This window comes from Campylobacter sp. 2457A (assembly GCF_020135895.1).
GTDB lineage: Bacteria > Campylobacterota > Campylobacteria > Campylobacterales > Campylobacteraceae > Campylobacter_D > Campylobacter_D taeniopygiae.
Genome location: NZ_JACHTO010000003.1, coordinates 15,822 through 36,013 on the forward strand (window position 1 = coordinate 15,822; position 20,192 = coordinate 36,013).

A 20,192-nucleotide genomic window follows, 5' to 3' on the forward strand; every position below is an offset into this window, starting at 1 on the left:
TATATAATTAACCCTTAAAATTTCAAAAAAGGAATATTTAATGGCAAACCATAAATCTGCTGAAAAAAGAGCGAGACAGACTATTAAAAAAACAGAAAGAAATAGATTTTATAGAACAAGACTTAAAAATATCACAAAAGCTGTAAGAGAAGCAGCTGCTAAAAATGATAAAAACGCTGCAAATGAGGCTTTCAAAATAGCTAATAAAAGCATTCATGCTATGGTTAGTCGCGGTTTTCTTAAAAAACAAACTGCTTCACGCCGTGTAAGCCGCTTAGCTCTTTTAGTTAATAAAATTGCATAATTTTATTTTTAATGTTAGCTGATAAACTAGACCCTTTTTTAAAACGCTATGAAGAGTTAAATTCTCTTCTTAGTAGCTCTGATATCATTAATGATATCGAAAAGATGACTTCTCTCTCAAAAGAACAAAAGAATTTAGAACCTATTGTTTTAAAGGCTAAAGAATATTTAAAAACTTTAGAAAGTATAGAAGAAAACAAGGCTTTGCTTAATGATAGCGAACTTGGAGAACTAGCTAAAGAAGAACTAAAAATTCTAGAAGAATCTAAACCAAAACTTGAAGAAGAACTTAAAATTTTACTCTTACCTAAAGATCCAAACGATGAAAGAAATATCTTTTTAGAAATTCGTGCGGGCACTGGTGGAGATGAGGCTTCTTTATTTGTTGGCGATCTTGTAAAAGCCTATTCAAGATACGCAGAAAATCGCAATTATAAATTAGAAATAGTTAGCTCAAGTGAAGGAAGCGTTGGAGGTTTTAAAGAAATCATAATGCTAGTTAAAGGCATAGGGGCTTATTCTAGACTAAAATACGAAGGCGGAACTCATAGAGTTCAAAGAGTTCCTCAAACAGAATCTCAAGGAAGGGTACATACTTCTGCAATTACGGTTGCTGTTATGCCAGAAGTAGATGATATCGAAATACAAATCAATCCTAATGATCTAAAAATCGATGTGATGCGTTCTTCAGGTCATGGCGGACAAAGTGTTAATACTACCGATTCGGCCGTTCGTATTACTCATATCCCTACTGGTATAGTTGTGGTCAATCAAGATGGAAAAAGTCAGCATAAAAACAAAGAAAGTGCCATGAAAGTTTTAAAAGCTAGACTTTTTGAAATGCAAGAAAGCGAACGCTTAGCACAAGAAAGTGAAGCAAGAAAATCTCAAGTGGGAAGTGGAGATAGAAGCGAACGCATACGCACTTACAATTTTCCTCAAAATCGTATCAGTGATCATCGTATAAATTTAACCTTATATCGTTTAGACTCTATCATGCAAGATGGACTTTTTGATGAAATTATCGAGCCTTTAATCGCCCATTATCAAGCCGAGTCTTTGCAAGAGCAAAATTTATAATTTTGCTCTTTTAGTGTTTGTGTGGAAATTTATGTGGATTTCCATTAGCTCCTGCAAAGCTAATCATGCCTTGATTGATATCATAAGCTTGTCCAAAACCTTTAACAAATCTTCCTTTTTTGAATTCAAGTTTAACTAAATGAAAATCAAGCATTTTTCTTATAGTTTTTATTCCGCCTTCTGCACCTGTTTGTCTTTCAAATTCATCATAAATTTTATCAAATTGCTCCCCTCTTTCTATAAAATTTGCATCCACCCTATAACGCAACCTTTTGCGAAGTATCACAGAAGCAGCTTTGCTTTCATCCTCTAAAAACATTATTTCTATATTGCTTGGATTTGCTTTGATATTGTTAAAATGCTCACTCACTTCACTGATATAAATATAATTCCCCAAATCAGTCGCTACAAAAGGTGCATAAGAGCAAACAACTTCATTATTTTCACTTAAAGTCGCTAAACATACAGAATTAAAACTTGATTTAAATTCCTCAATTTCCTTAGCCACTCCGCTAAAATCCTGCTCGGTTTTTACACTCATACAAAGAGAAATAATCGTATCTTTTAAAGTCTCTTCATTCGCTTTTTTAGGGAATTCAATACGCAAGGTTTCATCATCGTTATAAATGATATCCAAACCCTCAAAATCAACATGACTTAATTTCACATCTTTAACTTCTTTTACACCTCCAAATTTTTTACAAAGATCGACTAAATTTGATCGGTGATGTTCATTCATGTGAGAAATAATGCTTTCTAGATTCATTTTTATTCCTTTTATTAAAAATTTTAATTTTAAAATGATATCAATTATCAAATTAAATAAATCTTAAGGACTAATCTAATATTTTTAAAATCAAAAATTTTATTTATTTTTAAGACAATAAACGATAAATTTATCACTTTATATTATGATATACATTATCATTATTTAATCTCTTAAGGAGTTAATCTTGCATAAAAAAATAACGTTGATAAAATTCTTTATCCTGATAAATTTTTTACTCATTGATATTAATGCACAAGAAAACAACGAAGAAGATAAGGTTAAACTGGATGAAATCGTTGTTTCTGCAAGTAAGCAAGATTTTGATAATAGTTTAAGAAATGTCATCGTTATTAACAGCTCCGATTTGCAAAAAAAAGGTTTTAGCTCCATAGAACAAGCTTTAGAAAGAATGGCTGAAATTAATTTTGTTAATTTTGGACTAGGAAGAAATATTGACATGCGAGGTCAAGGCGATAAATCCAATGTCGCTGTTAAAGTCATGATCGATGGAAAATCAATTAACATGCTTGATAATTCTCATGGAGTAACTCCACTAAATAGTATCAATCTTGATAATGTTGAACGTATAGAAATTATCCCAGGTGGAGGCTCTGTACTTTATGGAAATGGTACTCGCGGAGGTGCGATCAATATTATCACAAAAAAACAAAAAAAAGATTTATTTTCTATAGCTATAAAAGGAAATGGATACAATCGACACAAATTAGGTGGCAATTTAGAAATCAATGCGGCCAAAAAAATCAACGAAAATCTAGCCTTTAGTTTTAATATGGAAGGCTTTAATCAAGATGGTTATCAAGATGGTTATAATGAAAAAGGCTATTTTATAAACACTAAAACCTATATCAACCCTAATGAGCAAAGCGATTTGATTTTTGGTTATAATTATTTTAAAAGCAAAAATACAGGAAGTGGATATTTAACAAAAGCACAAATTGAAGACAATCCTAAACAAAAAGGCAATGGAGAAAATATCACCTCTATCAATAGACCTGAAATCACTCTAGATTATCATTACTATCTTGATGATACTTGGGAATTTGATCTAGAAACTTTCTGGCAAAATCAAAAAATCAATTATCTCAAAGATATTTCCATGATGACTGTTATGGGTATAACCTTGCCTGTATATCAAAATGGAAGTAGTTTTGAAGATACCTTTACAGGGATAAATCTTAAAAGCAGATACAACTATAAAGACAATTCTTATCTTATCTTTGGTTATGAATTTGCTAATCATGATGCTAAAAGAACAAGCATTATCCATTATGATATAAATATGCCTAATTTTTCAATCAATCACACCATGACAACTCTTATGGATATGAAAAAGCAAAGCCATTCTTTATTTGCACTTGATTCTCATGAATTTAATGATATTTTCAGCATTTCTAGTGGGTTAAGATATGAACGCAGTTTTTATAAAACAAATAGAAACTATACAAGCAGAATGCTTATTTTTCAAACACAAAAAAATAATACTGAAACCTTTAATACTGAAAATCAAGGCAATAATTTTGCCTTTGAAATCACTCCAAATTTTAAATACTCAAACACAGGAAGTTTATACCTTAAATATGAAAGAGGCTTTATATCTCCTTCACCGGCACAATTTGTCAATAAAGATCAAAAAACACAAAAATATTATTCTTCAGATTTAAATTCTGAAATTTTTAATACCTTTGAACTAGGAATCAATGATCTTTGGTGGGATTTTTATGGATTTAATTTAACTTTATTTTACACCTTAAGCAAGGATGAAATTTCATATCTTGGAAATCCACATTCTGAGGCAGGTGCTTTTTGGAAATATTACAATATCGATCAAACTCATCGTATTGGCGCGGAATTAAATTTCGATCAAAGCTTTTTAGATGATGCGCTTATATTTAGACAAAGCATAGCCTATATAGATGCTAAAATTTCAAAAGGGATTAACAAAGGAAAAAGAATTCCTTATGTCTCAAAAATCAAAGCTAGTCTCGGTGTAGAATACGCTATTAATTCAAATTTTAGTACCTTTTTGGATCTAACTTATTATTCTCGTGCTAAAGATGGTGGAATGATAGATGAAAAAACCGGAAAAATGAGTAAAAACACTTGGATAAAAGATTATGCTTTAACAGATATTGGTTTAAGCTATTATTATAAAAAATTACAAATTTCTAGCGGAATCAGAAATCTTTTTAACAAGCAATACTACACCTATCAAGACAGCCTCAATGACGAATATTTATCAGGAAGTGGTAGAAATTATTATTTAGAGTTAAAATATGTTTTTTAAAAATTTTATTTGGGCTATAATTATTTTTATTATTTATTTAGGAGTTATCCTTATCTCTCTTTGCTTAGGAGATGAAAATTTAAGTCCTACTCAACTTTTTTCTCATCTTATTTCAGAAAATGAAATTTTGCGTCAAATTATAATTGATGGACGTTTACCAAGAATTATAATGGCTATTTTAATTGGAATGCTTTTAGCAAGTAGTGGAGCTATAACTCAAAATGTCTTTTCAAATCCTATAGCTGATCCCTATATTATAGGTATAGCTTCAGCAGCAACTTTTGGTGCAGTCCTAGCTTATCTATTAAAATTGCCAGATTATTTTTATGGAATTTTGGGATTTTTTTGCTCTGCTTTTTTTACCTTGGCAATCTTTAAAATTTCCTCAAAATCTTCTATGGCTACTTTGCTTATCATAGGAATAGCGACTTCATCTTTTTTAGGAGCCTTTGCTTCATTTTTTACCTACCTTATAGGCGAAGATTCTTTTAAAATAGTTGCTTGGTTAATGGGAAACATTGGGTCAGCTTCTTGGTATGAAGTTGTTATTTTAATACCTCCGCTATTTTTATCTTTGTTATATTTTTATATACACAGAAACGAACTTAATATTATTTTAAGTGGTGATGATGAAGCTAGAAATTTAGGAGTGGATGCAAAAAAACTTAAAATTAATTTACTTATAATTTCTTCCCTATCTGTATCTTTTGCTATATCTTTTACAGGATTAATTGGCTTTGTAGGTCTTATTATTCCTCATGGAGTAAGAATTCTATTTAAAAATTATAATAATATTTTAATAATACCTTTTTGTACAGTTTTTGGAGGTATTTTTTTGCTTATTTGTGATACCCTAGCTAGGACAGTTATAGCACCTATACAAATTCCTATAGGAATTTTAACCGCTTTTATTGGATCACCAATATTTTTATATTTAACTTTGAAAGCTAAAAGGTTATTATAATGTTTGAAATAAAAAATTTAAATTTTTCCTATAATAAAAAAATACTGCTAGAAAATATTAATATAAATATTGAAAGTCAAACATTTATAGGAATTTTAGGTCCTAATGGATCGGGTAAAAGTACTCTTTTAAAAATTATGCTCAAAAATTTAACCCCCAAAAGTGGTGAAATAATACTTTTCAATAAAAATATTAAAGATTTTCAACTTAAAGAATTTGCTAAAATTTGTGGCTTTGTTCCTCAAAATTCAGAACTTAAAACGCCATTAAAAGTTTTAGATGTGCTTTTAATGAGTAAATTTATTCATTTAAAAAATTCTTTTAATACATACTCAAAAAAAGATATATTAGAAATTCAAGAATTAGCTCAAATGATAAAAATAGACGAATTATTACACAGAGATATATTATCTTTAAGCGGAGGAGAATTTCAAAAAATATTATTAGCTAGAGCTTTACTCAAGCAACCAAAAATTCTATTTTTGGATGAACCTACATCAGCACTTGATTTAAACCATGCTATTGAAATTCTAAGTTTTTGTGAAAATTTAATTCAAGAACAAAAAATTACTATTATAGCGGTACTTCATGATCTAAACCTTGCATCACTTTTTTGCAACAAATTACTTTTTTTAAAAAAAGGCAAGGTGAGATATTTTGGCAACACTAAGGAACTTTTAAAAAAAGAAATTTTAAAAGAAATTTATAATTTAAACTGCAAAATTATTTATGAAAATTCAAAACCTTATATTTTAGCTTTAAAGGAAGTAAAATGAAAAAAGTACTAATCTTATGTTTCGTATTTATAATAACACTCCAAGCAAAAGAACGTATTATTTCTCTTGATCCAGCAAGTATTGAAACGCTTTTTATGTTAAAAGCGGATGATCAAATCATAGGCATTGTCTCTTTAACGCATTCAGATATTTATCCAAAAGAAAAAACTTCTAAAATTACAAGTGTTGGAACATTTACAAATCCATCAGTTGAAAAAATTATTTCTCTTGATCCAACTTTGGTAATTTTAAGTTCTTATTCTCTTAACTTAAAACAAAAACTTGATAATTTTGGTATTAAAACTATGATTTTTAAAACGCAACATCTTAATGATATAAAAGATAACATAAAAATTCTTGCAAAAATAACACAAAAAGAAAAGGAAGGAAAAAAAATTTTAAAAAAATTCGAAGATGAACTAAAAAATTTAGAGAAAAATCCTTTAAATAAAAGTGCAATTTATCTTTATTCTAGCAATCCTTTAATGGCTTTTAGTGATAATTCTTTAATTGCTGATATTTTAAAACTTATCGGAATAAAAAATTTAAGTCCGAAAAGCAATATAACACGTCCAATAATATCAGAAGAATATATACTAAAGCAAAATCCTGATTTACTTATATTTGGAATCAATGCAACTGATAAAAATCTACTAAATAACAGCTCTTTATTAAAAAATACCAAAGCAGTTAAAAAAAATCGAATCTATACTTATAAAAATACATATTTATTATTACGTTTAAGTCCTAAAATTATAGATAGAATTAAAGAATTTAAAGCGGAAATTAAAACAGTCTTGCCTTAAAAAATTCACAACTTTGACAAAGCTTTTCGATGCGTTTATTTTCCTCAAAAGCTTTTTTCATCGCCGTTAAACGCTTAGAATTTAAAAGATTTTCAAAACCATCTTTAAAAACATTGCCCAAATTTATATCCCCTTTAGCATCCAAACAACAAGGAACTAAAGTTCCATCACTCAAAATTCCAATTTGATCTTTTAAGGCGTAACATTTTCCATGAAAATATAAAGGCGTATCATCCAAATTTGGCCACTTAAAAAGCTTATTTTGATGAAGGATAATGTGCCTTGCTAAATAATTTTTTGCCAAAGGAAAATCAATATCTTTTTGAAATTCTTTAGATAAAAATTCATAAATGATAAAATTTTCTTTAGGTGCTTTAAAATCAGTATCTAAATTCCAAAGCCTAAGATTAATAAAGCTTGTTTTTTGGCACCTTATATGTTCTTTGCAAAATGTTAAAATAGGATCAAAATATTGCTTTAAAGAAAACTTACTTTGGCTTAAAAAAGCCATCAAAGAAATATTAATCTGACGGATATTTTCATAATTTAATAATAAATCACGATTTTTAACATCAAAATAAAAACCGCTTGTAGTAATCTCAAGTTTCATATCATAATCTTTAGCAATGTCTAAATAACTCTTTAAATCCGGCAAAAGTAAAGGATCGCCTAAAAGATGTAGAGTAAAAAGCTTAGATTGATTATGAATTTGCTTTGCTAAAGTGATAAAATTTTCTTTAGACATAATTTTTCGTATTGCTTTTTGTGAAGGGCAAAAATCACATTTTAAACCACAAATATCGCTTAGTTCTATATAAATTTTTTTAAATTTCATTCTTTTATCCAAAAACAGTTATTTTACCAATTTTCAAGTAAAATAGTAACATTATTTATAAAAATTCTTATTTTTTTATTCCTTTACTTAGGTATTTTAAAGTATTAAAAAAAATCATGCTACACTTAAAATAAAAACTTGCAATATTAAGGACTTGTATGCAAAAATCTACTCATAAAATTCGCTCTATCATGGCAGCAAGCAGTGGAAATCTAGTAGAATGGTTTGATTTTTATATCTATGCTTTTACAGCAACATATTTTGCTCACACTTTTTCAACATCAGATAATCCTACAATCCAACAAATTAATGCTTTTGGAGTTTTTGCCGCAGGATTTTTTATGCGCCCCATAGGCTCTTGGATCTTTGGCTCTTTAGCTGACAAGATGGGTCGTAAAAAATCTATGATAATATCTGTAGTTTTAATGGCTTTAGGTTCTTTTATGATAGCAGCCCTACCAAGCAAAAATATAGTTGGTAATCTTGCTATTATCTTGCTTTTAATAGCAAGACTTATACAAGGTCTTAGCGTAGGCGGAGAATATGGTATAGTAGCAACTTATCTTTCAGAACTCGCCGTAGAAGGAAAACGCGGTTTTTACTCTTCTTTTCAATATGTAACTCTAATAGGCGGACAACTTCTAGCGGTTATGAGTATTAGTATAATGTTTTTATTTTTTAGTATTGATGATATGAAGGAATATGCTTGGAGAATACTTTTTATCATAGGTGGAATTTTAGCACTTGGTTCATTTTTTTCAAGAAGGATGATAAATGAAAGCGCCACCAAACTTCATCAAAATGAAGATCGTGGAACTTTAAAAGCATTATGTAAATCTTGGAAACCTTTTTTAATAGTGCTTGCAATAACCTCTGGAGGTTCTTTAACTTTTTATACTATCACTACTTATACGAAAACCTTTATAGAAAATGCAGGTATGGATAAAATACTTGTTAATAATCTTTTTTTAGGTGCTTTATTTATACTTATGATTATCCAACCTATTTTTGGTTATCTAGGAGATAAAATAGGACATAAGAATTCTTTAATTATATTTTGTATTTTAGCCCTTGTAGGAATTTATCCTATTTTTGCATTGATCACTAAAAATGCACAAAATAGTTCTTATTTGGTATTTATCTTGGTAGTATTATTATTTATTATTTTAAGTTTTTATACTTCAGTCGCTGGAATTTTTAAAGCTAAACTTTTTCCTGAGCATATAAGAGCTTTAGGAACAGGTCTAGGTTATGCTATTTCAAATGCTGTTTTTGGGGGCTCTGCACCTTGGATAGCTTTACAATTTAAAAATGCAGGTATGGAAAATGGCTTTTTTATCTATATAACTATTTTTATAATCATTATGCTTATAGCCACTTTATGCTTACCTAAAAAATCAGAACTTAAGTAAATTTAGAGCTTTTAAAGAAAGTATTGATAATGGGATAGATTTTAGTTCTTTAATTTCTTTAAATTCATAATCTTTAGTTTTAATTTTTAAAATTTGATGATACACTTTAATATTGATTTTATATTTAGTATAACTATGTTTAAACTCTCCTAAAAACATCATATTTTTTTGCTTTTTAAATTCATTTTGCTTAAATAAAGGAAAATTATACATGCCCTTATAAAGCTTTTCTTGACTTTTTTCAATAGCAATTTGATCTTTATAAATATAAAAAATAAGTGCTAAATTTAATTTTTCATAAAGAATTTTCTTATTTTCAGGATAAGAATGTGGGTTAAATTTGGCCTTGCAAAAATCATACAAAGGGCAAACTCCACATTTTGGATTTTTTGGCAAACAAACCAAGGCACCTATATCAAGCAAAGCTTGATTATGATTAAAAGCATCATTTAAATTTAGGATTTTATATGCTTTTGATTCGAGCTCTTTCATGTTCGTATTTTTTAAAGCAAAAAGGCGAGAAAGCACACGGCGTATATTGCCATCAACAAAAGCCACCTTTTGATCATAAGCAAAACAAGCAATTGCACCTGCTGTATAAGCGCCTATACCGCTTAAGCTTTTTAATTTCTCAAGCTCTTTGGGCAAAATACCACCAAATTTCTCCATACATTCTAAAGCTGCTTTTTTTAAATTTCTAGCACGAGTGTAATAACCAAGTCCTTGCCAAGCTTTTAAAAGCTCATCTTCATTAGCACTAGCTAAACTTTGCAAAGTAGGAAATTTTTGTAAAAATGGAAAATAAAATCTTTCTAAAACAGATTTTACCTGAGTTTGCTGAAGCATAATTTCACTGATATAAACCCCATAAGCTCTATCAATTTGTTTCAACCTATCATCACAATGAGTACTTTGTAAATTCCGCCAAGGTAGATCTTTTCGCCCTTTATCTTCATACCAAAGAAGTAATTTTTTTTGAAGTTTCTCAATGGTTTGTTTTTGCATAAATCAAAGTATATCAAAAATTTTAGATTTTTTTTGATAAAATAAACAAAATCGATTCTTAAAAAGGGGAAAATATGTTGGTAAATACCAAAGAAGATTTTTTACTTTTAATCAAACAAATAGAACAAAAAAGTGGCTATAAACAGCCTAAAGCTTTTGGTATAGCAAGACTTGATAGAGGACAAATCAATAAAAATAAAATCTTACAAGCGAGTTTTGCTTTGGTAAATTATGAGCAGAATTTTAGTTCAGCTGCGATCATACTTGAATCTTTTATGCAAAGGGGAATCGAGATCGATTTTAATGCGAGCGAATTTACTCAAGTTTTAAAAATGGAAGATATTGAATTTGCTTTATCTTGCTTCAAACCTTTTTTAGAAGAAGAAGGGCATAAAAATATCGACTTGTTAAAATTGATTAAAGAGAAATTTAAAGACGATGAATTTGCTTTTGTATGTCTTTTTGAAGATAAAGAGCCTTTGAGTGTTGAAAGCGTTTATCTTAAACTTTATTTGCTTTCTACAAAAAAAGTGCCTTTAAGAAGTATCAATCTAAATGGCGCCTTTGGACTTTTAAGCAATGTTGCTTGGAGTGATGATAAGCCTATAGAGCTTGATTATTTAAGAGAAAATGAAATGCGTTTAAAGATGACTAATCAATATCCAAAAATTGATTTTGTTGATAAATTCCCAAGATTTTTAGCGCATATCATACCTGAAGATAATACAAGAATTTTAGAAAGTTCAAAGGTAAGAATGGGTGCTTCTTTGGCAGCAGGAACAACGATTATGCCAGGCGCTTCTTATGTGAATTTCAATGCAGGAACAACGGGAGCTTGTATGGTAGAGGGTCGCATAAGTTCAAGTGTAGTCGTGGGAGAAGGATCTGATATAGGCGGAGGAGCTTCTATATTAGGAGTTTTAAGCGGAACAAGTGGAAATGCGATCAGCATAGGCAAAGCTTGTCTTTTAGGCGCTAATTCTGTTACCGGCGTTCCTTTGGGTGATAATTGTATCGTTGATGCAGGAATTGCAGTGCTAGAGGGAACTAAATTTTTATTAAAAGATGCACAAGAACTCGCAAAGCTTAATCCAAATTTCACTTTTGATAAAGAAATATACAAAGGTTTAGAACTTCAAGGCTTAAACGGACTTCATTTCCGTCAAGATTCTACAACGGGAGTGATGATCGTTGCTTTAAATAAAAAAGCAGTCAAACTCAACGAAGCTTTACATTAAGATAAATTCTCAAGTTTAGCTTGGGATTTATTTTTTAACAATAAAAAATATTTTGGATTGTTTTTTAGATAGGAAGTAAATCCTAGCATAAGCTAGGATTTTATTAAGCTACAAATTCAATAAAAGCCATTTCAGCAGCGTCACCACGACGAATTCTAGTTTTAATGATTCTAGTGTAGCCACCGTTTCTTTCTTTAAATTTTGGAGCGATTTCTGTGACTAATTTGTTAGTAGCGTTTTTATCTTGCAATGAAGCAAAAACAGCTCTATGCGCATTAAAATCGCCCAATCTTGCTCTTGTAATAAGTCTTTCTACATATCCTCTTAATTCTTTAGCTTTTGGTAAAGTTGTTTCTATTTTACCGCTATTAACTAAAGCTATCGTTAAATTTTTTAACAAAGCAGCACGATGAGATGAAGTTCTGCCAAGTTTTCTATATCCGTGTTTATGTCTCATTTTTTATCCTTCATTTTGTGCTTTTAATTCAGTGATTTTTTTGCTTAATATATCTCTATTATCACTTAATTTAGAAGTTCCTACAGGGAAACCTATGCTTTCCATGATGCTTTTGATTTCATCAAGTGATTTTTTACCTAAATTTTTAAGTCCCGCAAGTTCATTTACACTCATTAAGGCAAGTTCGCCTATATAAACAACTCCTGCTTTTTCAAGGCAATTGTAACTTCTTGCACTTAAATTTAAGTCAGTGATATTTTGCAATAATTTAGTATTTTCTAATTCATTGCTAGTGGCTTGATTTTTAATGATACTTCTAACATTAGTGATTTTATCAAACACTGATAATTGTTTATACATAGCTTCTAAAGCATTTTGAAAAGCTTCATTTGGAGTGATTTGTCCATCTGTGGTGATAGTTAAAACCACTTTTTCATAATCAGGATTATCTTCAAATAAAACTTTTTCAATATCATAAGTCGCTTCTCTTACTGGAGTAAAGAAAGCATCCAATGCTATAAATTTAGGATCATCTAAAAATTCTTTGATTTCTTCGCTTGGAACATAACCAATACCTTTTTCTATAATCAAAGTAAATTTAAGATCCGCATCTTCATTGATGGTTGCTAAATATGCATCAGCATTTACCACTTCAACTTGATCATTGTTCAAATCTTTGCCATAAATTTCTTTAGGGCCTTTGAAGTTAAATTCTACGATTTCTTTATCAGAATCATTCTTAATCTTAAAACGTAATTTTTTCAAGTTAAGAATAAAAAGCGCGATGTCTTCAAACATACCACGCATACTGTCAAATTCATGAGATATTCCATCAATATGAATTGCAGTTGGAGCGTAGCCTACGGTGCTTGTATAAAGCAAGCGACGTAAAGGATGGGCTAGGGTGATCCCATAGCCGATTTCAAAAGGCCAAGCGCTGATTTTAGCCACAGTATCACTAATATTTTCTATTGTAAATTCTGTTGGCGTATAAGCGGATGTTGTAATTTTTCTCATATTTAGCCCCTATTATTTAGAGTAAAGCTCAACGATAAATCTTTCCTCTACCGGAATGACAACTTCTTCTCTTTCAGGTTTTCTTGTAAAAATTCCAAATCTCTTGTCTTTTTCTACATCAACCCAAGCTACTATACCGGTTTGCGCTGTAAGCTCTATTGCTCTTGTAATTTGAGGATTATTTTTGCTTTTTTCGATGATTTCGATTTTAGCACCTGCTTCTACTCTAAAGCTAGGGATATCCACTCTTTTACCATTAACTAAAATGTGTCCATGAGTTACAAGTTGTCTTGCAAAACGACGAGTTGTTGCAAATCCCATTCTATAAACTACATTGTCTAATCTTTGCTCTAAAAGTTGGATGAGTAAAACCCCTGTATTACCATCTTTTCTAGCTGCTTCTGCAAAAAGTCTTCTAAATTGCTTTTCGCTAACTCCATACATAAATTTAGCTTTTTGTTTTTCTCTTAATTGAAGTCCATATTCGCTAATTTTACCTTTTCTTGCTCCGTGTTGTCCTGGTGCATAAGGGCGTTTATCTAATGCACTTTTTCCGGCTAATCTTCTTTCTCCTTTTAATGCCAAGCTAACACCAAAGCGTCTTTCTAATTTTTCTACTGGTCCTCTATATCTTGCCATAATAATCTCCTAAATTTTTCTTATATTTTAGACGCGACGACGCTTAGGCGGTCTACAACCATTGTGAGCTAATGGAGTGATATCTTTTAAGAAAGTAACTTTGATTCCTTCCATAGCGCCTACACTTTTTACAGCAGTTTCTCTACCACTTCCTGGTCCTTGAACTTTTATACCTACTTCTTTAATTCCGTGTTCTTTTGCTTTATTTAAAGCGTCTTCTACTGCTTGTTGTGCCGCATAAGGGGTTGATTTTTTAGAACCTTTAAATCCTAAACCACCTGCACTGCTCCAAGCAATCGCATTTCCCATTTCATCAGTTACTGTTACCATGGTATTGTTAAAAGTTGCACTGATATATACAATACCTTTTGCTATATTTTTTTTAACTACTTTTTTCTTTACAATTTTTCTTTTAGCCATTTCTTATCCTTATGATTTTGCACCAACGGTTTTTCTTTTACCCTTGCGAGTTCTAGCATTTGTTTTTGTTTTTTGACCACGAACAGGTAAGCCTTTTCTATGTCTTAAACCTCTAAAACTTCCCAAATCCATAAGAGCTTTGATATCCATAGCAACTTGTTTTCTAAGATCCCCTTCAACCATATAGTTTTCTTGGATTTCTTTTCTAATTGCCGCTGCTTCATCTTCGCTAAGTTCATGAACTCTTTTATCGTAAGAAATTCCTGTCTTATCAAGAATTTTTCTTGATGTAAAAAGCCCTATACCATAAATGTAAGTTAGTCCATACTCAATTCTTTTTTTCTTTGGTAAATCAACACCTGCAATACGAGCCATGTTTATCCTTGTCTTTGTTTATGTTTTGGATTTTCGCAAATAATGCGAACTACGCCTTTACGGCGAACTACTTTGCACTTGTCGCACATCTTTTTAACAGATGGTCTCACTTTCATGAGCGTCTCCTTTTAAGTAAATTCCACTTGATTTGCGACTGCATCAGGTTTTATGAATAACCAACTATTTTTAAAATAAGTGGTGAATTTTAAAAATACTTCTTTCATAGTTCGATACAAAATGTCGCAAAAACGCTAATTTTATCGAAAAAAAACTTTTAATTAGCTTATTTATATCTAAAAGTAATACGTCCTTTATCAAGACTATAAGGCGTGAGTTCTACTTTAACTTTATCACCAGGCATAATTCTTATATAATGCATACGCATTTTTCCTGCAATGTGACAAAGAATGACATGTTTATTGTCTAATTCTACTTTAAAATTTGCATTAGGTAATGCTTCGAGTACTGTTCCGTCGATTTCTATTACATCATCTTTTGCCAAAAGTTTTCTCCTTTTAATTTTTAAAATGTAAAAATTATTCTATCAAAAATTATTAAAAAATTTACTTATTTTTTGTTATTTATCGTTTGATATTTTTTTGATAAAATAAAAACAACCAAATCTTTATAAAAAGGAGATGAAATAATGATCGATTATAAAATTTTAGACAATGGAAGAATTCATAGCAAGGGCTATGCCATGCTTGGCAAAGATGCGAAATTTACCCCTTTTGAATTTTCTCGTCACGTTATAGGCGATAATGATATTTTGATAAAAATTTTATACGCAGGAATTTGTCATAGTGATGTGCATACTGCAAAAAGTGAGTGGGGAGCGACTATTTATCCTTGTGTTCCTGGCCATGAGATCGCTGGAGAGGTCATCTCTGTAGGTAAAAATGTGACTAAATTTAAAGTAGGTGATTATGCGGGTGTAGGTTGTATGGTTAATTCTTGTGGAGAATGTGAAGCTTGCAAACGCTCTCAAGAGCAATTTTGCGAAAATGGAAAAACAATTTATACCTATAACAGTAAAGATATTTTTCATAATAATGAAATCACTTATGGTGGATATTCTAACAATATAGTCGTGAGTGAAAAATTTGCAGTTTGTGTTCCTAAAGATGCACCTCTTGAAAAGGTTGCACCTTTGCTTTGTGCGGGTATTACAACTTATTCTCCTTTGAAATTTTCAAAAATCAAAGAAGGTTCTTTGGTAGCTATAGCAGGTTTTGGCGGACTTGGAATGATGGCGGTAAAATATGCGATTAAAATGGGTGCAAAAGTGAGTGTTTTTGCGAGAAATGAAAATAAAAAAAGTGACGCTTTAGTAATGGGTGCAAGTTCTTTTTATACGAGCACGGATAAAGATGCGGTTAAAGAGCGTTTTGACTTGATCATTTCAACCATTCCAACACCTTATGATCCTTCTGTTTATCTTGATTTGCTTAAATTTGGAGGAGAATTAGCTATAGTAGGACTTCCACCGGTTGAGCATAAAATAGGAATTCAAATCAATACCTTAATCCATAAAGCAGGCAAAAGGGTTTATGGATCTTTAATAGGTGGAATAGCTGAAACTCAAGAAATGCTTGATTTTTCACTTAAAAATAAAATTTATCCAGAAACCGAGCTAATCACTCCGCAAGAAATCGATAAAGCTTATGAAAATTTAACTTCTGGAAAAGCAAAATTCCGTTATGTAATCGATATGACAAAAGAATAATCAGCGATCAAAAATCAGATCGCTGATATCAAAATTTCTTTCTTTGGCTATTTTTAAAAGTTCTTGCAAGGTTTTTTCATCTAATTTTTTTCTTGCTAAAATCCATAGATATTTTTTATCAGGACTTCCGACAATAGCCACTTGATATTCTGTATCGATGAAAATAATTTCATAATTGGTTTTATTAAAAAGATTCATAAAAAAATTAAAGCTTACAGCTAATTTTCGATTAGCATTTAGCTTTGCTTTACCTTTGATGCTTGAAATTTCATTTTCTTTTTGGCAAAAATTTTCTATTTCTATATAAGGAGTTTCACCTTTGTATTTTAATGTGTATTTGGCTTTTGAGCTTTGACAGGCTTTTTGAAAAAAATTAGGCTTTCTAGCGATTTCAAGCCATTCACCCATGTAATTTTGTAAATTAATATCGCCGATAAGTTCTATCATAATTTATCCTTTTTTGTGATTTTCGCCCCATTCGCACATGGCTTCTAAGATAGGAATGAGACTTTGTCCGCGTTTAGATAAGCTGTATTCTACTTTAGGAGGAATTTGAGGATATTCTTTGCGTATGATGAGTTTATCATTTTCTAAACTCCTTAAAGTGTTGGTGAGTGTTTTAAAAGAGATTGGTTTTAAAATTCTTTTTAATTCATTATATCTTATCACTTGATTGCGAAAAAGGCAGTATAAAATACTCATTTTGTATTTACCTTCAATAAGGGATAGGGTATAATTAAAGCCACATTCATTGAAATTGCAATTTTCATCTTTTATCATCAAACGCACTCCTTTAGTATAGTATCTTACTTTATTTTTCGTATTGACTATTGTTTATAGTTAAAATATAATTTTAGCACAAAAATTGATTAAAGGAGTGAAGATGAAGACAATATTATTACTCAATGGAGCGAAGGAGTTTGGACATTCAAATGGCAAACTTAATTTTACTTTGCACAATCATGCTGCTAAAATTTTAAGTGATTTAGGATTTGAAATTTTACAAACACACATTGATAAAGGCTATAATGCACAAGAAGAATTGGAAAAATTTTTAAAATCTGATGTTATTATTTATCAAATGCCAGCTTGGTGGATGGGTGAGCCTTGGATTGTTAAAAAATACATCGATGAAGTTTTTACTGTAGGGCATGGCAAACTTTATGCTAACGATGGAAGAAGTCATGAAAATCCTACAAAAAATTATGGAAAAGGTGGTTTGGTTAAAGATAAAAAATATATGTTTAGCTTAACTTGGAATGCACCTATTGAAGCTTTTAATGATCAAAATGAGTTTTTTGAGGGTAAGGGCGTGGATATGGTGTATTGGCATTTGCACAAAGCTCATGAATTTTTAGGTATGAAAGCCTTAGAAACTTTTATATGTAATGATGTCATAAAAAATCCACAAGTTGAAAAATACCTAAGTGATTATGAAGTACATTTGAAAAAGGTTTTTAAATAAAGCAGGAAATTTCCTGCTTTATTCTTTTCTTGTTTTAGCATCTACTTTAAATAAAGGTTTATAAAGCAGTTTAAATCCGCCAATAAAACTTAAAGTATCGTCACTTGTAAGCCAATTGATGAATTTTTTTGCTTCAGTGTAATTAACATTTTTACAATGTTTTGGATTTACTGCGATTACAGAATAAAAATTTTTCAATCTATCATCACCTTCATTAACGATGATCAAATTTGGTTTTCCTTTTTCATTAAATTCATACTTGATATAAGTGCCACGATCGGTTAAAATCACTCCTTTTTTCTCTTCAGCGATTTTAATACTTGCAAGCATTCCTTGTCCGCTTTGTTGATACCAACTTTCTTTTTCTGGAACTTTGCCTATGCTTTTCCACAAGCTTTTTTCTTTATTATCGGTGCCTGATTTGTCCCCTCTTGAAATAAAGGTTAATTTTTCATCTCTTATAAGTTTTAAACTCTCTTCTAAATTTTTACCCTTAAATTTTGGCGCTAAAGATTTATCCGCAATAATGACAAAATCATTATACATTACAGGGGTTCTATCAATTCCATAACCTTTTTTGATGAATTCCTTTTCAGCCTTTGGAGAATGCACAAAAAGCACATCTGCATTACAATCTTCACCCATTTTCAAGGCCGCGCCTGTGCCAACAGCAACCCATTTTAAAGTATTGCCTGTTTCTTGCTTATAAAGAGGTTGTAAGCCATCGAGTAAGCCTGTATTGTCGGTGCTTGTTGTGGTTGCCATTCTTAATTCTGCTGCTTGAATGTTTAAAGCCAAAAACAATCCTAGAAATATCGTTTTTTTCATCTTTTTCCTTTAAAAAATTTTACAAAATATAATGTAGAAAGATTTTAACATAAATTATGCTAAAATTTCTTAATTTATTTTTTTGGACTTGTGAATTTGGAATATATTTTTGACGGTTTTAAACAAGCTTTATTATTGTTATTAAACACTGATGATAGTGTGATTTCAGCCATAAAAACAACCATGTTAAGTTCTAGTATATCTGTAGTTTTAGCTTTAGTGGTGGGCTTTCCTTTGGGTTTTGTTTTGGGATTTTTTAATTTTAAATTTAAACGTTTTTTAAGGCTTATGATCGATACAAGCCTTTCTTTTCCAACCGTGGCGGTGGGTTTGATTTTATACGCTTTGATTTCAAATCGTGGGCCTTTAGGGGAGCTTGGCTTACTTTTTACTATAAAAGCTTTAATTTTAGGCCAATTTATACTCGCCTTGCCTATAGCAATAGCTCTTTTTGCGAATCTAGTTGAAAATATTAGCAAAAAGCAATTATTGCTTATTAAATCGTTTCATTTAAATTCTATAAAGCTTATTATGATTATCATCCATGAGTTAAGGTTTTCTCTTATCAGCGTCATAGCTTTGGTTTATGGGCGTATTATAGCTGAAGTGGGTGTGGCTATGATAGTTGGCGGAAATATCAAATACGATACAAGAACAATTACAACGGCAATTTCTTTAGAAACCAATAAAGGCGAATTTGCCAGTGGCATTGCCCTTGCTTTGGTTTTAATCTCAATTGCTTTTGTTTTAAATTGCATCATTTATAAATTTAAAAGGCGTTGAGTGATAGAGCTTAATAATTTTAGCTTTAGCTATGATCAAAAAAATATTTTAAATATTAAAAAATTAGTTTTAGATACTAGCAAAATCAGTATTTTAATGGGTTTAAATGGGAGTGGAAAATCCACGCTTTTAAGAATACTTAAATTTCTTGAAGAGGATTTTGAAAATATTTCTTATTTTGGAAAAACGCATTTAAATTCAGATGAAAAGCGTCAAATTTATCTTCTTTTTCCAGAGCCTATATTTCTCAATCGCAGTATTGAAAAAAATTTTTTATTTCTTTTAAAAACTTATAAAATCGATTTAAAAGAAAGTCAAAATCGTATCGATGAAACTTTTAATTTGCTTGAGATTGATAAAAGCTTACTTAAAAAACATCCTAATGAACTTTCTTCAGGACAAAGTCAAAAACTTGCCTTTGCTTTGGCTTTGAGTGTTCGTGCGAAGTATTATTTATTGGATGAGCCTAGTGCTTTTTTAGATCAAAAAACAGCCATTTTGTTTAAAAAAGCAATTTTATTTATGCAAAAAACTTACAATAGCGGCTTTTTAATTGCAAGTCATGATAAAGTTTTTTTAGATTCTTTAGCGCAAAAAAGATATTATTTGCATTCTGGTGAAATTTTGGAATTTGAAAATACTAATGTTTTCGATCTTGAAAATAAAGGAATTTATTTTGATCGTTTTATGGATTTTAGTCCTTATATGAAAAAAAATTCAAGTAAAATAGCCATAAATCCTTATAAAATTTCTTTTGCAAAAGAAAAAGATAATTTAGATCATGCTTTTGATTTTATAATTGATAAATGTTTAGTTATAGCTTTAAGAACTAGAAAAGATTTTGTTTTCGTACGTATTAAAACTCAAGATAAAATTTTAGAATTTGGCTTAAATCAAGATCAATTTAGCCAAAGCGGTTTAAATTTATACGATGAAATTATTCTTACGTTTAATCAAGATGCTATTTATTTTTTAGATTAACATAATTT

At 30.2% G+C, this 20,192-nt stretch carries 25 protein-coding genes; 12 read left to right on the plus strand and 13 right to left on the minus strand.

From position 1 onward, the window contains the following. Positions 1-40 precede the first annotated feature (40 nt). Positions 41-304, plus strand: a complete 264-nt coding sequence (rpsT, locus tag H2280_RS01575; protein ID WP_137621647.1) for a 30S ribosomal protein S20 — start codon at positions 41-43, stop codon at positions 302-304. 11 nt (positions 305-315) lie between these two features. Beyond that, on the plus strand, positions 316-1,383 hold the full coding sequence (gene prfA / locus H2280_RS01580) for a peptide chain release factor 1 (RefSeq protein ID WP_337215470.1): 1,068 nt from the start codon (positions 316-318) through the stop codon (positions 1,381-1,383). A 10-nt stretch (positions 1,384-1,393) separates the two neighbouring features. Here the strand turns inward: prfA and H2280_RS01585 are convergent, their stop codons facing one another. Next, positions 1,394-2,149 (minus strand): HugZ family heme oxygenase, encoded by a 756-nt coding sequence (locus H2280_RS01585; RefSeq protein WP_337215471.1) that lies wholly within the window; start codon positions 2,147-2,149, stop codon positions 1,394-1,396. 187 nt (positions 2,150-2,336) lie between these two features. Between H2280_RS01585 and H2280_RS01590 the strand changes: the two genes are divergently transcribed. From H2280_RS01590 to H2280_RS01605, 4 genes are read left to right on the plus strand one after another with little or no spacing between them, the layout of a single operon-like run. Then, positions 2,337-4,457 carry a TonB-dependent receptor gene (locus tag H2280_RS01590; RefSeq protein ID WP_337215472.1) on the plus strand — a complete coding sequence of 707 codons (2,121 nt, stop codon included), beginning with the start codon at positions 2,337-2,339 and terminating at the stop codon, positions 4,455-4,457. Further along, the gene (locus H2280_RS01595) at positions 4,447-5,421 is read left to right on the plus strand and encodes a FecCD family ABC transporter permease (protein WP_337215473.1); all 975 of its coding nucleotides are present in this window, start codon (positions 4,447-4,449) and stop codon (positions 5,419-5,421) included. The genes H2280_RS01590 and H2280_RS01595 overlap by 11 nt, the downstream gene beginning before the upstream one ends. Next, positions 5,421-6,197, plus strand: coding sequence for an ABC transporter ATP-binding protein (locus H2280_RS01600; RefSeq protein WP_337215474.1), 777 nt, complete (start codon positions 5,421-5,423; stop codon positions 6,195-6,197). Before H2280_RS01595 ends, H2280_RS01600 begins: the two co-directional genes overlap by 1 nt. Further along, a complete protein-coding gene (locus tag H2280_RS01605; protein WP_337215475.1) occupies positions 6,194-7,003 on the plus strand; it encodes an ABC transporter substrate-binding protein in 810 nt (269 codons plus the stop codon). The genes H2280_RS01600 and H2280_RS01605 overlap by 4 nt, the downstream gene beginning before the upstream one ends. Here H2280_RS01605 and H2280_RS01610 read toward each other — a convergent pair. Beyond that, positions 6,984-7,838 carry an SPASM domain-containing protein gene (locus tag H2280_RS01610; protein ID WP_337215476.1) on the minus strand — a complete coding sequence of 285 codons (855 nt, stop codon included), beginning with the start codon at positions 7,836-7,838 and terminating at the stop codon, positions 6,984-6,986. The two genes, H2280_RS01605 and H2280_RS01610, sit on opposite strands and share 20 nt — an antisense overlap. A gap of 158 nt (positions 7,839-7,996) precedes the next feature. Between H2280_RS01610 and H2280_RS01615 the strand changes: the two genes are divergently transcribed. After that, positions 7,997-9,250: an MFS transporter gene (locus H2280_RS01615; protein WP_337215477.1), complete on the plus strand. Its 1,254-nt coding sequence runs from the start codon at positions 7,997-7,999 to the stop codon at positions 9,248-9,250. On the opposite strand, the gene mutY is transcribed toward H2280_RS01615, so the two are convergent. Further along, positions 9,236-10,255 carry an A/G-specific adenine glycosylase gene (gene mutY / locus H2280_RS01620; RefSeq protein ID WP_337215478.1) on the minus strand — a complete coding sequence of 340 codons (1,020 nt, stop codon included), beginning with the start codon at positions 10,253-10,255 and terminating at the stop codon, positions 9,236-9,238. The two genes, H2280_RS01615 and mutY, sit on opposite strands and share 15 nt — an antisense overlap. A gap of 77 nt (positions 10,256-10,332) precedes the next feature. On the opposite strand from mutY, the gene H2280_RS01625 reads away from it, so the two are divergent. Then, on the plus strand, positions 10,333-11,493 hold the full coding sequence (locus H2280_RS01625) for a tetrahydrodipicolinate N-succinyltransferase N-terminal domain-containing protein (protein ID WP_337195410.1): 1,161 nt from the start codon (positions 10,333-10,335) through the stop codon (positions 11,491-11,493). Between the two features lie 103 nt (positions 11,494-11,596). Here the strand turns inward: H2280_RS01625 and rplQ are convergent, their stop codons facing one another. The 7 genes from rplQ to infA form a co-directional block, all read right to left on the minus strand. Next, positions 11,597-11,950 carry a 50S ribosomal protein L17 gene (gene rplQ / locus H2280_RS01630; protein ID WP_134237776.1) on the minus strand — a complete coding sequence of 118 codons (354 nt, stop codon included), beginning with the start codon at positions 11,948-11,950 and terminating at the stop codon, positions 11,597-11,599. A gap of 3 nt (positions 11,951-11,953) precedes the next feature. Continuing rightward, entirely contained in the window at positions 11,954-12,967 is a 1,014-nt protein-coding gene (locus tag H2280_RS01635; RefSeq protein WP_137623090.1) for a DNA-directed RNA polymerase subunit alpha, read from the minus strand. Positions 12,968-12,979: 12 nt separating this feature from the next. After that, positions 12,980-13,606 carry a 30S ribosomal protein S4 gene (gene rpsD, locus H2280_RS01640; RefSeq protein WP_137620237.1) on the minus strand — a complete coding sequence of 209 codons (627 nt, stop codon included), beginning with the start codon at positions 13,604-13,606 and terminating at the stop codon, positions 12,980-12,982. A 27-nt stretch (positions 13,607-13,633) separates the two neighbouring features. Further along, positions 13,634-14,026, minus strand: coding sequence for a 30S ribosomal protein S11 (gene rpsK / locus H2280_RS01645; RefSeq protein ID WP_002779544.1), 393 nt, complete (start codon positions 14,024-14,026; stop codon positions 13,634-13,636). 9 nt (positions 14,027-14,035) lie between these two features. Beyond that, positions 14,036-14,401: a 30S ribosomal protein S13 gene (gene rpsM / locus H2280_RS01650; RefSeq protein WP_002779545.1), complete on the minus strand. Its 366-nt coding sequence runs from the start codon at positions 14,399-14,401 to the stop codon at positions 14,036-14,038. Between the two features lie 2 nt (positions 14,402-14,403). Beyond that, positions 14,404-14,517, minus strand: a complete 114-nt coding sequence (gene rpmJ, locus H2280_RS01655; protein ID WP_002781429.1) for a 50S ribosomal protein L36 — start codon at positions 14,515-14,517, stop codon at positions 14,404-14,406. A 167-nt stretch (positions 14,518-14,684) separates the two neighbouring features. Beyond that, positions 14,685-14,903 (minus strand): translation initiation factor IF-1, encoded by a 219-nt coding sequence (gene infA / locus H2280_RS01660; RefSeq protein ID WP_002781436.1) that lies wholly within the window; start codon positions 14,901-14,903, stop codon positions 14,685-14,687. A 147-nt stretch (positions 14,904-15,050) separates the two neighbouring features. Between infA and H2280_RS01665 the strand changes: the two genes are divergently transcribed. Then, complete coding sequence (locus tag H2280_RS01665) at positions 15,051-16,127, plus strand: NAD(P)-dependent alcohol dehydrogenase (protein ID WP_337215513.1); 1,077 nt, start codon at positions 15,051-15,053, stop codon at positions 16,125-16,127. Here H2280_RS01665 and H2280_RS01670 read toward each other — a convergent pair whose 3' ends face one another. Next, a complete protein-coding gene (locus tag H2280_RS01670) occupies positions 16,128-16,574 on the minus strand; it encodes a lipocalin family protein (RefSeq protein ID WP_137623089.1) in 447 nt (148 codons plus the stop codon). It lies immediately after the preceding gene. Between the two features lie 3 nt (positions 16,575-16,577). Then, on the minus strand, positions 16,578-16,907 hold the full coding sequence (rrpA, locus tag H2280_RS01675; protein WP_137623088.1) for a MarR family transcription factor RrpA: 330 nt from the start codon (positions 16,905-16,907) through the stop codon (positions 16,578-16,580). Positions 16,908-17,010: 103 nt separating this feature from the next. Between rrpA and H2280_RS01680 the strand changes: the two genes are divergently transcribed. Then, positions 17,011-17,592, plus strand: a complete 582-nt coding sequence (locus tag H2280_RS01680) for an NAD(P)H-dependent oxidoreductase (RefSeq protein ID WP_337215479.1) — start codon at positions 17,011-17,013, stop codon at positions 17,590-17,592. Positions 17,593-17,610: 18 nt separating this feature from the next. On the opposite strand, the gene tupA is transcribed toward H2280_RS01680, so the two are convergent. Further along, positions 17,611-18,420, minus strand: a complete 810-nt coding sequence (tupA, locus tag H2280_RS01685) for a tungstate ABC transporter substrate-binding protein TupA (RefSeq protein WP_337215480.1) — start codon at positions 18,418-18,420, stop codon at positions 17,611-17,613. A gap of 96 nt (positions 18,421-18,516) precedes the next feature. Here tupA and tupB point away from each other — a divergent pair, with 96 nt between their 5' ends. Both tupB and tupC read left to right on the plus strand, forming a co-directional pair. Next, the gene (gene tupB, locus H2280_RS01690) at positions 18,517-19,203 is read left to right on the plus strand and encodes a tungstate ABC transporter permease TupB (RefSeq protein WP_337215481.1); all 687 of its coding nucleotides are present in this window, start codon (positions 18,517-18,519) and stop codon (positions 19,201-19,203) included. Further along, a complete protein-coding gene (gene tupC / locus H2280_RS01695; protein WP_337195390.1) occupies positions 19,204-20,184 on the plus strand; it encodes a tungstate ABC transporter ATP-binding protein TupC in 981 nt (326 codons plus the stop codon). Positions 20,185-20,192: the final 8 nt, after the last annotated feature.